General features: G+C 69.9%; 15 protein-coding genes. 10 read left to right on the plus strand and 5 right to left on the minus strand.

The genetic code is table 11. The annotated features are described in order from the left end of the window. Positions 1 to 71: 71 nt before the first annotated feature. Complete coding sequence (locus CAL29_RS08000) at positions 72 to 974, minus strand: LysR family transcriptional regulator (protein WP_094852358.1); 903 nt, start codon at positions 972 to 974, stop codon at positions 72 to 74. A gap of 134 nt (positions 975 to 1108) precedes the next feature. Here CAL29_RS08000 and CAL29_RS08005 point away from each other — a divergent pair, with 134 nt between their 5' ends. Then, positions 1109 to 1978 (plus strand): HpcH/HpaI aldolase/citrate lyase family protein, encoded by an 870-nt coding sequence (locus CAL29_RS08005; RefSeq protein WP_094852792.1) that lies wholly within the window; start codon positions 1109 to 1111, stop codon positions 1976 to 1978. Between the two features lie 34 nt (positions 1979 to 2012). Continuing rightward, positions 2013 to 3221: a CaiB/BaiF CoA transferase family protein gene (locus CAL29_RS08010; protein ID WP_094852359.1), complete on the plus strand. Its 1209-nt coding sequence runs from the start codon at positions 2013 to 2015 to the stop codon at positions 3219 to 3221. Positions 3222 to 3282: 61 nt separating this feature from the next. On the opposite strand, the gene CAL29_RS08015 is transcribed toward CAL29_RS08010, so the two are convergent. Beyond that, complete coding sequence (locus tag CAL29_RS08015; RefSeq protein WP_094852360.1) at positions 3283 to 4341, minus strand: extracellular solute-binding protein; 1059 nt, start codon at positions 4339 to 4341, stop codon at positions 3283 to 3285. Between the two features lie 25 nt (positions 4342 to 4366). Continuing rightward, the gene (locus tag CAL29_RS08020; RefSeq protein WP_218831820.1) at positions 4367 to 5296 is read right to left on the minus strand and encodes a polysaccharide deacetylase family protein; all 930 of its coding nucleotides are present in this window, start codon (positions 5294 to 5296) and stop codon (positions 4367 to 4369) included. A 444-nt stretch (positions 5297 to 5740) separates the two neighbouring features. On the opposite strand from CAL29_RS08020, the gene CAL29_RS08025 reads away from it, so the two are divergent. From CAL29_RS08025 to sodC, 8 genes are all read left to right on the plus strand, one after another. After that, complete coding sequence (locus CAL29_RS08025; RefSeq protein ID WP_179283946.1) at positions 5741 to 6811, plus strand: ABC transporter ATP-binding protein; 1071 nt, start codon at positions 5741 to 5743, stop codon at positions 6809 to 6811. Between the two features lie 57 nt (positions 6812 to 6868). After that, on the plus strand, positions 6869 to 7795 hold the full coding sequence (locus CAL29_RS08030) for an ABC transporter permease (RefSeq protein WP_218831821.1): 927 nt from the start codon (positions 6869 to 6871) through the stop codon (positions 7793 to 7795). Then, positions 7788 to 8636, plus strand: coding sequence for an ABC transporter permease (locus tag CAL29_RS08035; protein ID WP_094852361.1), 849 nt, complete (start codon positions 7788 to 7790; stop codon positions 8634 to 8636). Before CAL29_RS08030 ends, CAL29_RS08035 begins: the two co-directional genes overlap by 8 nt. After that, positions 8626 to 9981 (plus strand): Zn-dependent hydrolase, encoded by a 1356-nt coding sequence (locus CAL29_RS08040; protein ID WP_094852362.1) that lies wholly within the window; start codon positions 8626 to 8628, stop codon positions 9979 to 9981. The genes CAL29_RS08035 and CAL29_RS08040 overlap by 11 nt, the downstream gene beginning before the upstream one ends. After that, a complete protein-coding gene (locus CAL29_RS08045; RefSeq protein ID WP_094852363.1) occupies positions 9968 to 10759 on the plus strand; it encodes a GntR family transcriptional regulator in 792 nt (263 codons plus the stop codon). Before CAL29_RS08040 ends, CAL29_RS08045 begins: the two co-directional genes overlap by 14 nt. A 4-nt stretch (positions 10760 to 10763) precedes the next feature. Further along, complete coding sequence (locus CAL29_RS08050; RefSeq protein ID WP_094852364.1) at positions 10764 to 11234, plus strand: RidA family protein; 471 nt, start codon at positions 10764 to 10766, stop codon at positions 11232 to 11234. Between the two features lie 44 nt (positions 11235 to 11278). After that, complete coding sequence (hpxZ, locus tag CAL29_RS08055) at positions 11279 to 11656, plus strand: oxalurate catabolism protein HpxZ (RefSeq protein WP_373559704.1); 378 nt, start codon at positions 11279 to 11281, stop codon at positions 11654 to 11656. A 96-nt stretch (positions 11657 to 11752) separates the two neighbouring features. Next, entirely contained in the window at positions 11753 to 12271 is a 519-nt protein-coding gene (sodC, locus tag CAL29_RS08060) for a superoxide dismutase family protein (RefSeq protein ID WP_094852365.1), read from the plus strand. Between the two features lie 63 nt (positions 12272 to 12334). Here sodC and CAL29_RS08065 read toward each other — a convergent pair whose 3' ends face one another. Both CAL29_RS08065 and CAL29_RS08070 read right to left on the minus strand, forming a co-directional pair. Next, positions 12335 to 13654, minus strand: coding sequence for an NAD(P)/FAD-dependent oxidoreductase (locus tag CAL29_RS08065; RefSeq protein WP_094852366.1), 1320 nt, complete (start codon positions 13652 to 13654; stop codon positions 12335 to 12337). A gap of 87 nt (positions 13655 to 13741) precedes the next feature. Continuing rightward, the gene (locus tag CAL29_RS08070; RefSeq protein WP_094852367.1) at positions 13742 to 15133 is read right to left on the minus strand and encodes an MmgE/PrpD family protein; all 1392 of its coding nucleotides are present in this window, start codon (positions 15131 to 15133) and stop codon (positions 13742 to 13744) included. Positions 15134 to 15227 lie beyond the last annotated feature (94 nt).

A 15227-nucleotide genomic window follows, 5' to 3' on the forward strand; every position in this document is an offset into this window, starting at 1 on the left:
GGAAGCGCGCCTCATCCGGCCTTCCACGGCGCCGTATCTGGCGCCTCTCGTGGTCCGCGCGATCCGGTACTTTACGTACCCTGCGCGGGCCGCGTGGGCGCCGCGGCTTCCGCCGGCTCCGGCCGCGCGCAGTCCAGCACGGCCTGCACCAGGCGATTGTCCTGGTCCGTGGCGCGGCAGGCGTAGGCGATCTGGCGATAGGGCGGGTTGCGGCCCAACGGGATCACCCGCACGGGGTGCGCGACGTAGAGATGCTCGCCCGGCTCGGGCAGGATGGACACGCCCAGTCCCCCGGAGACCAGCGCCGTCAGGGCGGCGAGCGAGGGCATGTCGACGCGGCTGCGCGCGTGCGGGGCATGCTCGGCCACGTAGCGGGCGGCGATGCGGCCGCCGATGGTGGACTTGTCGAAGCGCAGCCATTCGTGCTCGCGGAACAGTTCGGCGATGTCGGTCCCGGTCGAGGCGGGCGGCGCGATGAGCACCAGCTTTTCCCGGAACAGCGGGGTCCAGCTCAGGCGGCTGGAGCCGCCGCTTTCCGGCCGCACGATGATGGCGGCATCCAGCTCGCCGCTCTTCAGTTGATCCACCAGGTCCGCCCCGCGGCCGCGCACCGGCCGCACGTCCAGTTGCGGATAGCGCTGGCGGGCCTGGCGCAACAGGCGCGGCAGCAGGCTGACCTGCAACGGTTCGATCGTGCCCAGCCGCACGCGTCCCTCGATGCCCGGCGAACTGCGCCGGCGCAGGGTTTCCAGCCGGGTGAAGGCGTCCTGGAGGACGGCGTCGATCTCCGCCGCGAAGGCGTTGGGGCGCACCTGCAGGGCCGAACGGTCGAACAGGGGCTGGCCGAAGTACTCTTCCATCTGCTTCATCTGCAAGCTGATGGCGCTGGGGGACAGGTTCATGTCGGCGGCCGCCGCCGCGAAACTGCCCCCGCGCAGGACGGCGTTGAGCGTGCGGAAGGCGGACAGCTTCATGCGAATTTCTCACCTGGCGTATTAGGAAACATCGCTTTATATCATCAAAGGCGGCCCGGTAAGATGCGCGGTGGGCCGGCCGACGATACGGCGGGCCCCCAGGAAGAGACCAGGAAGGAGATCCAGAGATGTTGATGCGCAGCAAGCTATTCGTGCCCGGCTCGCGGCCGGAGTTGTTTCCCAAGGCGCTCGCCAGCGAGGCCGACGGCTTGTCCTTCGACCTGGAGGACTCCGTCTCCGAGAGCCGCAAGGACGAGGCGCGCCAGGAACTGGGCCGGCTGTTGGCCTCGGACGCCGCCGCCGGCAGCGGCAAGGTGCTGATCGCGCGAGTCAACGCCCAGGACACGCCGCATTTCCATGCCGACGTGCAGGCCGTGGTGCGCCCCGGCCTGCAACTGCTCAATGTGCCCAAGGTGGACAGCGTCGAACAGGTGGTCGCCGCCGCCGACGCGGTGATCCGGGCCGAGCGCGCCAACGGCGTCGCCGAGCCCGTGCGCCTGCTGCTGAATATCGAATCCCCGCGCGGCCTGCGCGTGGCGGCCGAGCTGGCCGCCGCCCATGAGCGCGTCGCCGGCCTGCAACTGGGCCTGGGCGACCTGTTCGAGCCGCTGAACATCGCGCGGCGCGACCCCGAGGCCGTGCGCCTGGCCATGTTCCAGCTACGGCTGGCCGCGGGCGAGGCCGGCGTGTTCGCCTACGACTCGGCCTTCGCCGACATCAAGGACCAGGACGGCTACCTGGCCGAAGCCGCGATGGCGCGCCGCCTGGGCTTTCTCGGCAAGAGCTGCATCCATCCCTCCCAGGTGGCGCTGGCCAACCAGGCCTTCCGTCCCAGCGACGAGGAAATCGCCCATGCGCAGCGTGTGGTCGAGGCCGCCGCCGATGCGCGGGCGCGCGGCGTCGGCGCCTACGTCGTCGACGGGAAAATGATAGACGGCCCCTTCGTGCGCCGCGCCGAAGCCGTCGTCGCGCTGGCCCGCCGCCTGGGCCTGCTGGCGCAGTGAGCGCCGCCGTATTCCATCATTCAGGAAGTCCCTCATGACATCTACCCATTCCGAATCCCTGCCCACGCTGGCCGGCGGCCCGCTGGCCGGCATCCGCGTCCTGGATCTCAGCGCCTACATCGCCGGCCCGTATGGCTGCACGCTGCTGGCCGACCAGGGCGCCGAAGTCATCAAGATCGAACCGCCCGCGGGCGACAACCTGCGCAAGTATCCGTCGACCCTGGCCGCCGAAAGCCGCGCCTTTCTCGGCGTCAACCGCAGCAAGCAGGGACTGGCGCTGGACCTCAAGCAGGAAGCCGCGCGCGAAGTGCTACGCGGGCTGGTGCGCCAGGCCGACGTGCTGGTGCACAACTTCCGGCCCAGCGTGCCGGACCGCCTGGGCATCGGCTACGAGCAATTGCGCGCCATCAACCCGCGGCTCGTCTACTGCGCCGTGACGGGATACGGCGAGACCGGCCCGCTGAAGGAAAAGGCGGGCTACGACCAGGTGCTGCAAACCCTCACCGGCATGTGCACGCTGCAAGGCAAGAGCGAAGGGCCGCCGGAAATCCTCTATGGCTCCATCGTCGATTACTACGCCGCCGCCATGGTGGCCAGCAGCGTGGCGTCCGCGCTGTACGAGCGCGAACGCAGCGGCGAGGGGCAGTATGTAGGAGTGTCGCTGCTGCGCAGCGCCATGGCCTTGCAGTCGGCGCGCCTGATCTGGGCCGAGGGCGAGCCGCGCGACGTGGGACGCGACATGCGTTCGGGCGGCATCACGGGCCTGCATCCGACGCGCGAGGGGTATCTCTACATCTCCGCCAACACGCCGCATTTCTGGCAGGCCTTGTGCGAGAAGACCGGCTTGCAGGAACTGGCCGCCAACGAACGCTATGACACCGTGCGCAAGCGCGCCCAGCACCGCGACGAAATCGTGCCGCGCCTGCACCAGGCGCTGGCCGCCCGCACCGCCCTCGAATGGGAAACGCTGTTCGGCGAGGAAGTCCCCTGCGCGGCGGCGCGCAGCGTGGAGGACATGTTCGATTTCGAGCAGGTCAGGTCCGAGGACCTGATCGCCGAATTCAAGCACCCGGTGGTGGGCAGCTACCGCGGCCTGCAGAAGCCGATCAAGTACGGCCGCACCCCTTGCGCCGCGCCCTACGCCGCGCCGACCTTCGGCCAGCACACAGACCAGGTACTGGCGCGCGCCGGCCTGTCGGCCGACACCATCGCCGCGCTGCGCAAGCAGGGGGCGGTGCTGTAGCGAGGGCCGGCCGGCCTTCCCGCGCTGGCCCGTTTCAACTCCCCCGCTTCAACCCCCCGTTTCAACCGCGCCGGAATTCGCGGTTGAAACGGTCGATCAGCTCGCGCCGCTGCGCCGCGATCGGCGCCCAGTCCATGTCGCGGGACTTCAGCAGCTCCGGCAGGTTGGGCGCCACGTTGGCCAGGGTACCGTTGAACGGCACGTCCAGGTTGCTGGGAATGCTGTAGTAGGGCGGCTTGGCGAGTTCGGCCTGCACGCCGGCGTCGAGCAGGGTATTGATGTAGGCCGCGCCCAGGTCCGCCAGCTTCGAGCCCGCGACCAGGTGCGCGATATTGCTGACCAGGCCCCAGCCCGTCTCCGGGCGGGCGATGGCGATGTCCACCCCGCGCGCGCGCAAGGGCTCCACCACGCCCAGGAACCCCACCGCGATATCGGCCTGGCCCTGCTGGAACAGCGGGCCCACCGCGCCCGGATTGGGCGGGATGGTGGCGATGTTCGGCTTCAGTTTCTCCAGCGCCTTCCAGGCCGGTTCCAGGTTGCGTTCGTCGCCGCCATGCATCTTGGCCAGCGCCACCATCCAGGTCATGCCGATGGTGGTGTCGGGGCCGCTGATCAACACGCGTCCCTTGTATTCCGGCCGCCACAGGTCTTCCCAGGACGTCGGCGCCTGCTTTACCGTGCGCGGGTTGTAGGCGATGCCGAAGGCCTGCAGGGCCGCCATGGCGCCATAGCCGCCGGCGCCCACCAGCGTCTTGGGCAGGCGCGCCAGGTTGGGCATCTTGTCCACGGGCAGGGGCGCCAGCAGGCCTTGCGCGCGGGCGGCGATCTCGCCGGGTTCGTCGATCATGATGACGTCGTAGGGCGGGGCGTTCTTCGACGCCGCCAGCTTGGCCAGCGCATCGACGATCACCGCCGGGCTGATGGTGGCGCCGCCCGGCGCCACCTTGCTGTAGGCCGGCACGACGATGGCGCGCGCGGCCTGCTCCCAGACGCCGGGAAACGTCTGCGCGACGATCTTGCCGCCGGACTGCGCGCGGGCCATGCCCGGCAGAATGCCGGCCGCGGCCAGGCCGCCGAGGCCGGCGAGCAGGCGCCGGCGGGTCAAACTGGAATCGTTCATGGGGACCTTCCTTGCGTGGGGACTGTCAGGGGTGGGAGGGAAACCGCTCGCGCCAGAAACCGGCCAGATCGATGCGGCGCGGCATCCAGATCCGGTCGCCGTAGCCGTCCAGGATTTCGAGGATGCGCTGCAGGGCCAGGAAGCGTCCGGGCCGGCCGACGATGCGCAGGTGCATGCCGATGTTCAGCAGCTTGGGCGCGCCGGCGCGGCCTTCCTCCAGCAGCACCTCGATGGCGTCGCGCACGTAGTCCACCATGTCCCCGGCCCGCACGAAGCCGTTGGGGTGGAAGAACTTCATGTCGTTGGTGTCGAAGGCGTAGGGGATGACCAGCAGCGGCTCGCCGCCGTGCCCGGCGGCGTCGCGGTCCCAATAGGGCAGGTCGTCGTCCAGGCCGTTGCTGGTGTAGGCGAAGCCCAGTTCGCGCAGCAGCCCGCGCGTCCACCGGCTTTCGCTGCCGCGGCAGAAGAAGCCGCGCGGACGCTGGCCGGTGGCGCGCTCCATGGCATCCAGGCAGCGCAGCAGGTCGGCCCGCTCGGCCTCGCGGCTGGCGTAGCCGGCGTGCGGCTGCCAGCGCCAGCCGTGGCACGCGGCCTCGTGGCCGGCCGCGACGATCGCGCGCGCGATATGCGGCGAGCGCTCGACCGCGCGGCCGCACATATAGAAGGTGACGTGGCGGCGGTGCTTTTCCAGCGCGCGCAGCACGCGCCACACGCCGGCGCGCATGCCGTAGGCGAATTGCTGCTCGGTGCCCTGGTCCCACTGGCCCGCGGGTATCACGCTGTGGATCTCGGCCATGCGCTCGCCGGCGGCGTCGCCGTCGGCCACCGACCATTCCGCGCCTTCCTCGAAGTTCACCACCAGCGACACGGCCAGGGCCGCGCCGTGGGGAAAACGCACGGCGGGCGGTGCGTTGCCGTAGCCGTGCAGGTCGCGTTCGATCAGCAGTTCACTCATGGTTCGTCCAGGTTCCGGGCCGCGGGCCCACGGACGAGTCAAAAGCAATAGCCATGCCAAATTTCCCGCGGCCGGCGGCGGCGCCGGCGCGACGCCCGCAAGGACGCCGTGCGCGCGGCCTTCATGGCGTTTCCGGCGCCGGCGCGGGCGCCGTGCGTGGCCTGCCGGGCTGCACCATCTGTGCACATCCGAACCTGGAATGTGCACATTTCGGACCGGATCGTGCACGGAAATGGGGCGCGCGCCATGGCTTCGCAACCGCCGCCCGGCAGGGAAATTTGGCATGGATATTGCATCGACCGGGTGGGGCGGTCCCGCGCACGCAGGGCCGCTCCGACGAATCCGACCGCCTGCCTGTCCGGCCGCCGGGCGCATCCATCGCCGGATGCGTTCAATGGCGCAGGGCCAGGTTCGCTTTCCGACTTTCTGAATCAGGATGCCCGCATGACGGACCCCCGCGCCGCGCTCGTACTCCAGGATATCGAAGTCCGCTACGGCGATACCGTGGCGGTCGACCGCATCGACCTGCGGATCGCCGCCGGCGAGTTCATCGCCCTGCTGGGCCCCAGCGGCTGCGGCAAGACCACGCTGCTGCGCGTCATCGCCGGTTTCGTCCAGCCCGATCGCGGCACGGTGCTGCTCGACGGCGTGGACATCTCCGCGCTGGCGCCGGCGCAGCGGCGCATCGGCATGGTCTTCCAGAACTATGCCTTGTTCCCGCACATGACGGTGGCCGAGAACGTGGCCTATGGACTGCGCTGCCACCGCGCGCCCAGGGCCTTGATCGCGCCGAAGGTGAGCGAAATGCTGGACGTCGTGCGCATGTCGGGCTATGCCCAGCGGCTGCCGCGCCAGTTGTCCGGCGGCCAGCAGCAGCGCATCGCGTTGGCGCGCGCGCTGGCGATTTCGCCGCGCCTGTTGCTGCTGGACGAGCCGCTCGGCGCGCTGGACAAGAACCTGCGCGAGGAGATGCAAGGCGAGTTGCTGCGCATCCAGCGCGAGCTGGGCATCACCACGGTCATGGTGACCCACGACCAGGAAGAGGCCATGGGCATGGCCGACCGCATCGCGGTGCTCAACGGCGGCCAGGTCGTGCAGTTCGGCACGGCCTCGGAAATCTACGATGCGCCCAGCACGCCCTTCGTCAGCGGCTTCGTCGGCAGCACGACCTTCGTGGACGGCGCGCTGAGCAAGGAAGCGGACGACGCCTGGTCGCTGCGCACGGCCGGCGGCGTCGAGTTCCGCTTCCAGTCGGCCGGTCCCTGCCGCCGCGCCGGCGCCGCGCGCCTGGCCTTGCGGCCGGAGCAGGTCGAATTGTGCGACGACGGCGTGCAGGCCACCGTGCGCCACGCCCGGCCCATGGGCCATACGACGCGCATCGCCTTGACGCTGGCCGACGGCAGCGCGTTGCAACTGGCCGCGCCGCGCGCGCCCGCCAGCGACGGCCTGGCGGCCGGCGCGCGGGTGCGCGTGCGCATCAAGCCCGGCGCGGCCTGCCCCGTGTTCTTGCCGTGACCCCGCCGCCGTGACCCTCCCGCCGTGATCCGCTTCCGCCCCGGACCCGTTCCCGCCATGCCCCAGCCCTACGCCCCCATGGTTGCCGCCGCTCCGCCCATCGCCGCCCCCGGCCTGCCGCCCGCCCGCGCGCGCAAGCGCCGGGGCCAGGGCCAGGATCTATCGGCGCTGTTGATCCTGCCCTTGCTGCTGTACTTCCTGGCCTTCGTCCTGGCACCGCAGATCGTGCTGCTGGTCATGAGCCTGCGCGGACTCGGGGACCGGCCGACCCTGGCGCACTTCGCCCGCGCCCTGGGCGACCCCATGACCTTCAGCGTGCTGTTCTCCACCTTGCGGCTGGGCGCCGTCACCACGCTGACCACGCTGGCGGCCGGCTTCCCCTACGCGCTGGCGATGGCCACCACGCGGCACGAGCGGCTGCGCCGGGCCATGCTGCTGCTGGCGACGCTGCCGCTGCTGGTCAGCGCGATCGTGCGCACCTTCGGCTGGCTGGTGACGCTGGGCAACCAGGGGCCGGTCAACGGCCTGCTGATGGCGCTGGGCGCCATCGATCGCCCGCTGCGCATCATGTTCACCGAGACCGCCGTCGTCATCGGCCTGACGCAGATCGAACTGCCCATGATGGTGCTGGCGCTGTATACGGTGCTGTCCCGGATCGACCCCAGCCTGGCGCTGGCCTCGCGCTCGCTGGGCGGCGGCCACTGGCGCACTTTCGCCCGGGTCATCCTGCCCCTGAGCGTGCCGGGCGTGATCGCGGGCGGCTCGCTGGTCTTCGCGTCGGCGGTCGGCGCCTTCGTCGCGCAGACCATCCTGGGCGGCGGCGGCCTGCTGTACATGCCCATGTACATCTACCAGCAATCGGTGCTCACGCAGCAATGGGCCTTCGCCGCCGCCCTGGCCGTGATCCTCATGGTGACCGTCAGCGCCATCATCTTCGCCGGGACCGCGTTGGCCCGGCGCTCGCAGGGGTACATCCATGGCTGATGCCGGCTTCGTCGCGCCGTCCCGCCGCGACACCTTCGCGCGCCGCCTCGATGCCTGGTCCTGGCATGCGGCCAGCGCCGGCATGGCCGTGCTGGCCGCGGCGCTGCTGCTGGTGCCAACGCTGGTCGCCCTGGCCGCCTCCTTCAATGGCGGCGAGTCGCTGCGCTTCCCGCCGCAAGACCCGTCCTGGCGCTGGTACGCGGCCTTGTGGAATGCGTCGGACGACATCTGGGATGCCTTCGCCGTCAGTGTCCGCGTGTCGCTGCTGGCGACGGCCGCGGCCGGCGTCATGGCCACCGGCGCCGCGCTCTACCTGGCGCGCCGGCGCGCCGCCTGGGCGCGCGCGCTGGAAACCTTCTTCCAGTCGCCTATGATGCTGCCCGGCATCAGCCTGGGCCTGGCCATGCTGGTGTGGCTGCAGTTGATCGGCGTGCCCCTGTCCTATTGGAGCCTCGTGATCGGCCACGTCGCGCTGTCCACGCCCTACATCCTGCGCACCGCGCTGATCGGCTTCGGCCAGATCGACCCCTCGCTGCTGGAGGCCTCGCGAAGCCTGGGCGGCTCGGGCATGCGCACCTTCGGCCGCATCACCTTGCCGCTGGCGCTGCCCGCCATCCTGGCCGGCTGCTTCATCGCCTTCATGTTCTCGTTCGACAACGTGCCCGTCTCGCTCTTCCTGTCCGACGCCCGCACCGAGGTGCTGCCGATCCGGCTGTGGAACCTGATCGAGAACCTGCTGGACGTGCGCGCGGCCGCGGTGGCCGGCGTATTGATCATGTTCACCATCGTCTTCGCGCTGATCATGGAGCGCGTCTTGGGAGTTAGCCGCTATGTCCGCTGATGTGCCGTCCGTCTCTGCCTTGCCCGCCTCCGTCCCGCCTTCATCTTCCGCGCCCGTCCCCGCCGGCGCGCTGTGCGTCGACCTCGGTCCCGAAACCGCGCTGGCCGCTTCGCTGTTCGACCGACTGCGCGCCGGTTCGCGCGGCGAACAGGGCGTGACGCGCGCTTCCTACGGCCAGGGCGAGCAGATGGCCCATGACCTGATGCGCGCCCTGGGCCGCGACCTGGCGCTGGAGGAACGCATCGACGCCGCCGGCAATCTCTACCTGACCCTGCCCGGGACGGACCGCGCGCTGCCGGCCATCATGACGGGCTCGCACCTGGACTCGGTGCCCGATGGCGGCAACTACGACGGCGCCGCGGGCGTGGTGGCCGGCATGGCGATGCTGGCGCGCTGGCGGCGCGCCGGCCGCCAGCCGCGGCGCGATATCACGGTGATGGGCGTGCGCGCCGAGGAGCTGTCCTGGTTCCCCGCCCCTTATATCGGCAGCCGCGCCGCCTGGGGCCTGCTGGAAGCCGAGGCGCTGGATCAATGCGTGCGCCCCGACACCGGCCGCACCCTGGCCGAACACATGGCCGAGGCCGGTTTCGAGCCCGACCGCATCCGCCGCGGCGAACCGCAACTGCGCGCCGCGGATATCGCCTGCTTCCTGGAGCTGCATATCGAGCAGGGGCCGATCCTGGTGCAGGAGGCCTTGCCGGTCGGCGTGGTCACGGGGATCCGCGGCAACCTGCGCTACAAGCATTGCCGTGTCATGGGCGTCTACGGCCACGCCGGCGCCGAGCCGCGCCGCTCGCGCCGGGACGCGGTGCTGGCCACCGCCGAATTCCTCAACCGCCTGGAGGCACTCTGGATCGCGTACGAGGAGCAGGGCCTGGACCTGGTCTGCACCATCGGACAGTGCTATACCGACAGCAAGGTCCACACCATGACCAAGATCCCGGGCGAGACCCGCTTCACCATGGACATCCGCAGCCAGGACAACGACCTGTTGCTGCGCATCGATCATGAGCTGCGGGCCCTGGCCGGCGAAATCGGCGGCCGGCGCAACGTGACGATAGACCTGGGCGGCTATACCAATGCCAAGCCGGGCCCGATCGCGCCGGCGCTGCGCGATCGCCTGGCGCGCCTGGCGGACCGGCACGGGATTGCCCACAAGCAGATGGCCAGCGGCGCGGGCCATGATTCCGCCGTGTTCGGCGTGAACGGCGTACCCACGGCGATGATCTTTGTCAGGAACGAGCACGGCAGCCATAATCCCCACGAAGCCATGGAAATGGAAGATTTCGCGCTGGGCCTGAAATTGCTGGTCGCGGCGGTGGAGGATATCGATGCCGATTCCTGAGGCGGCCGGAAAATCCGCCGCGGGCGACGCCGACGAGGCGGTCTACCATCTCATCCGGCGGGCCATTTTCTCGGGGCTGCTGCGTCCCGGCCTGAAACTGCGGGAGCCGCAACTGGCGCGCGTGCTCAACGTCAGCCGCGAGCGTGTGCGCAAGGCCCTGCATCGCCTGGCGCACGAGAAGTGGCTGGATGCCATTCCCAATCGCGGGACCTTCATTCCGGTGCCCACCGTCGAGGAGCTTCACGCCATCTATGACGCGCGCAAGATCCTCGAACTGGGCATCGCGCGCCAGGTCGCCGCGCGCAGCCGCCTGTTGGCGGTGGACCGGCTGGCCGACCATGTCCGGCGCGAGGCCCGCGCCGCGCTCGACGGCGACCGCGGCCTGGCCTTCAAGCTGTCGGCCGAATTCCATTCGCTGCTGGTGGCGCTGACCGGCAATCCCTTCCTGGTCGAGATGCACCATGGCCTGATGCTGCGTTCGTCGCTGCATTTCTCCCTGTTCGCGCCGGCGACCGTGCACGACTGCACCTCGCCCAATTGCGCCGGCCCGCACGAGCACCAGGCGATTGCCCAGGCCATCGCCGAAGGCAACGCCGCGCGCGCCGGGAAATTGATGGCGCGGCATCTCGACGCGCTGGAGAGCCTGCTGTCCTTGCGCCGCCAGAAATTCGATTTCCTGGACGTGGAAGAGGCTTTCGCGCGGTTGGCCGGGCAGGCGCCCGACGACGCGGGCGAGCAGCATGCCGGCCACGCCCATTTGCTTTCCACGGAGGTATGAACCCATGAGCAACACCGTCGCCGAACGCCTGCGCGCGCTCGACCTGCAATTGCCGCCCATTCCCGCGCCGGCCGCCAATTACCTGCCGTTCCGCCGTCACGGCGACATGGTCTTTCTCGCCGGCCAGACCAGTTCCCTGAATGGGGCGGCGAAATACACCGGGGCGCTGCAGGGGCCCGAGGACGTCCAGCGCGGCTATGATGCGGCGCGGCTGTGCGGGCTCAACCTGCTGTCGGCGCTGGCGTTGGCCTGCGAAGGCGACCTGGACCGCGTGGGCGGGTGCCTGAAGGTCAACGGGTACGTGCTGGCGGCGCCGGCTTTCGACGCGGTGCCGGCCGTGGTCAACGGCGCGTCCGACCTGTTGGTGCAGGTCCTGGGCGACGCCGGCCGGCATGCCCGCACGGCCATCGGCGTATCGGTGCTGCCGCGCAATGCCAGCGTCGAGGTCGAAGCGGTTTTCTTCCTGAAGTCCTGAAATTCCGAAATCCTGAAATCCTGAAACCGGGAGCCTTGCCCCTCATGTTGGAAGTCAACAAGCCAGCCGTCATGGCCGAAGTCGCCGAGCAGTTCGCCCGGTATGAAAAAGCCCTGGTCGGAAACGACGTCGCCGTCCTGGACGAACTCTTCTGGAATTCCCCGCTGACGCTGCGCTACGGCGCCGGCGAAAACCTCTACGGCTACGACGCCATCCGCGATTTCCGCGCCGGCCGGTCGCCGGCCGGCCTGGACCGCACGGTGCTGCGGACCCACATCGTCACCTTCGGCGACGACATGGCCACCACGCACATCGAATTCCAACGCGCCGGCTCGGACCGCATCGGCCGCCAGACGCAGACCTGGGTCCGCACGGACGAAGGCTGGCGCGTGGTCTCCGCCCATGTGAGCGTGATGGCGTAGATGGCGGAGACGCATCCCGTGTGAGAACTTTCTCCTGGCGACGCCGGAATCCGCGCGTTAGGGTTCGGCTTTCCCATTCGACCAAGGAAAGCCAGGATGAAAATTCCCCTGTTTATCGCGCTCATGACCGTGGCCGGCGTTGCCTGCGCCCAGACCGCCACGGTGCAGATGTCCTTCGTGGACGCCAACGGCGTGCAAGAATCCGCCGGCACCATCAAGGCGGAACAGAACAAGTACGGCCTGCTGCTGACGCCGGACCTGCATGGCCTGCCGCCGGGCGTGCATGGCTTCCACCTGCATGCGCATCCGTCCTGTGGGGTGGGGCCGGTGGACGGCAAGCCGGCGCCCGGCGGCGCCGCGGGCGGCCACTGGGATCCGTACAAGACGGGCGCCCACAAGGGCCCGTATGACGACAGCGGCCACAAGGGCGACCTGCCGGCCCTGTACGTGGGCGCCGACGGCACGGCGACCTATCCCGTCCTGGCGCCGCGCCTCACACTGTCGGATCTCTCCGGCCACGCCTTGATGATCCACGCCGGCGCCGACAACCACAGCGACCATCCCGCAAAACTCGGCGGCGGCGGCGCGCGCATCGTCTGCGGCGTGGCGAAGTGACAGCGGCCGCCGAGGCGGCCGCGCTCGCCCACGGCGCGCGCGTGTTGCCGTCCGCGGCGGCGTTCAGCGGCGTTCGCGTCCCGCCCAGGCGTCGCTGAGGTTGTACATGGCGGTGGCCGCGGGCACGAGCCAGCCCGGGTCGCCATGGTAATAAAAGGCCGACGGCAAGGCGCTGGCCGCGAAGGCCGATTGCGCCAGGTCGCCGTCGAGCAGTCCGCGCGCGCACCGGTAGCCCAGGTAGGTCATCAGCGCCACGCCGTTGCCATTGCAGCCTACCGCGTGATAGATGCCGTCGTGGCGGCCCAGGCGCCCTTGCTTGTCCAGGGTCATGCCGACATTGCCTTTCCACGAATGCGTGATCGGAATGCCTTGCAGTTCCGGGTAGACGCGCAGCATGTCGCGGTAGAGCCGGTTCGCGGCTTGCTCCTCGGGCACGTCGCGGCAGTACGGCCGCGACCCGAACAGGATGCGGGTGCCGTCCGGCGAAGGACGCGAATAATAGAGATTGCGCTGGGAATCGCTGATCATGCGGCGGCCGGGGTTGATGGCGTCCATCAATCCCGGCGGCAGCGGCGCCGTCGCTATCTGGTAGCTGGCGACCGGCACGATGCGCCTGTGCAGATACGGGGCGCTATCGTCGGTGTAGCCGTTGGTCGCCATGATGACGTCGCGGGCGCGTATGCTGCCGCGCTCCGTATGCACGACGTGCCCGGCGCCCTCGGGCGATAGGCGCAGCACGCCGGCATGGGAGTACAGTCCCGCGCCGGCCTGGCGCGCCAGCCGGCGCAGGCTGCGATGGTATTTGCCCACGTGCAGGCCGCCGTATTCGTCGACCACGATGCCGCCGTAATAGAAGTCCGAGCCGACGATCTTGCGCTGGTCCCGCCGCGCGACGGTGTGGACCGTCACGCCGGTTTTTTCACGCAGCAGGCGGCCATGGCGTTGCAGGGTTTCGAAATGGCTGGGGGTATAGGCGCCGAAGTAGCGGCCGCGGAGCTGCAGGTCGGCGTCGAGTTCGTTGTCCTCGATCAGGCGTTTCATGAATTCGAAGCTTTGCAGCGATTCGGCGAGCAGGCGCGAGAGGAACTCGGGCGACATGCCCTTGACCGCGCCGGTCACCACCAGCTTCTGGCCGCTGGACACCATGCCGCCGCTGCGCGTACTGCCGCCGTGCCCGATCGGCCCTTTGTCCAGCACGGCCACCTGCCTGCCGGCGCGCGCCAGCGCCACGGCGGCGGACAGGCCGCAATAGCCGCTGCCCACGATGACGACGTCGGCTTCGGCGGGCAACTCGTCCCGGGCTTCTTCCGGCGGCGCATCCTCCCACCAATAAGGCGTGGTCTTGAATTCAGGGGCCAACAGGGCTTGGATAGGCGATTTCATGGGACGGTCCTGGAAGAGGGCGAGGGCGGTGGGACGGGAATGCGTCGAGGCGCGGCCGGCGTCATCGCGCCTCGCGCCCCGGCGGGCTCAGGCGGCCACGCAGGCCTGGGCAATGGTTCTGAAGTCGGCCGTCGCGGGCAATGCCAGCAATCGGGTCCAGGTGTCGCGGGCCTGCGCCCGCGGCAGGCAGTCCGTGGCGCAGGCCAGGAATTTTTCCTGGAGCTGGTCGGCGGTGAAAGGCCGCTGGCGGCTGCCCGAAGGGTGGGCATACTGGCGCTGCAACACGTTGCCGTCGGCCAGCCGCAGCGTCACCTTGGCGTGGTCGGCCAAACCGACCGCCGGGCGCGGCGTGGCATGGTCGACCCGGATGTCGACGCGGTCCATGAAGGCCTGCACGCCGGCCTCGGCCACGCGGTCGTCCTCGAATTCCGCGATGCCCAGGCGGCCGTATCGGGCGGCAGCCGCCACGCAGTATTTCATGCTGAACTTGCCTTCCAGGCCGCTGCGCGGCCGGTCGTAGATAAGGATGGGCGGCAGGTCCACGCCGACGTCCACCTCCAGCGCCGCGATGCGGTCGGCCTCGATGTCATGCTCGCGCATCAAGCCCAGCACCGCATCGACCGCGGTATGCGTGGCCGTGCAGCAAGGGTAGCGCTTGATGGTCAGCCCCGGTTCCAGCAAGCCGCTGGGCGCCCCGAACGCGCGGATGGCGGCGGCGGGGTCCTGCGCGGAACCGCCGTACATCGCCGCGTAGCCTTGCTCGCCGAACAAGGTGCCGGCCGAGCAGCGCAGGCCGGCCCGCGCCACCCGCGCGGCCACGATGCCGTTGCGCGCGGCCAGGCCCAGTTGCAGGGCTTTGCCGTCGGAGCCGAAACTGGCGCGTATGCCGGCGGACATCGACGTCGCGAATCGCAAGGCGTGCAGCAGGGCTTCCTCGTCCAATCCCTGGAGGATGGCGGCGGCGACGGCGGCGCCGAACACGCCCAGCGTCGCCGAGGAGTGCCAACCGTCGCGGTAGTGCCGCGGGTTGACGATCTGTCCCAGGCGCATCATGGTCTCGACGCCGCAGATATAGGCGGCGACGACTTGCCTGCCGCTTGCGCCCAGGGCGTCGGCCAGCGTCCAGGCCGCGGCCATCACCGGCACGGTGGTGTGGGCGATCGACAGCAGGACTTCGTCGTCATCGAAATCGTGGATGTGGCCGGCCATCGCGTTGAGCATCACCGCGGTGTCCAGTTCGGTCCGCTCGCCGCTGCCGATCAGCCGCCCTCCCGCCGTCCCGCCGGACAGCGGCCCGGCCAGCGTCCCGGCCGCCAATCTCACGCGGGGATGGACGCTGCCGGCCAGCGCGACGCCGGCGAAGTCGATGATGTGGCGGCAGGCCGTCTCCTGCGCGGCGGGCGTGACGTTCCGCGAGGCCGCCAGGATGGCGCGGGCGAATTCCGCCTCGAGAGCGGCGGCGTTGACTACGGTAGACATGAGGATGGTTCGTCCGGGAAAAAGGCGATAAGGGGCCTTGCCGCGGGTCCGGCGGGACGCCGCGGCGGTCTGGAAATGAAAGAGGAAGAAGGGT

The sequence above is a fragment of the Bordetella genomosp. 10 genome, assembly GCF_002261225.1.
Lineage (GTDB): Bacteria > Pseudomonadota > Gammaproteobacteria > Burkholderiales > Burkholderiaceae_B > Bordetella_C.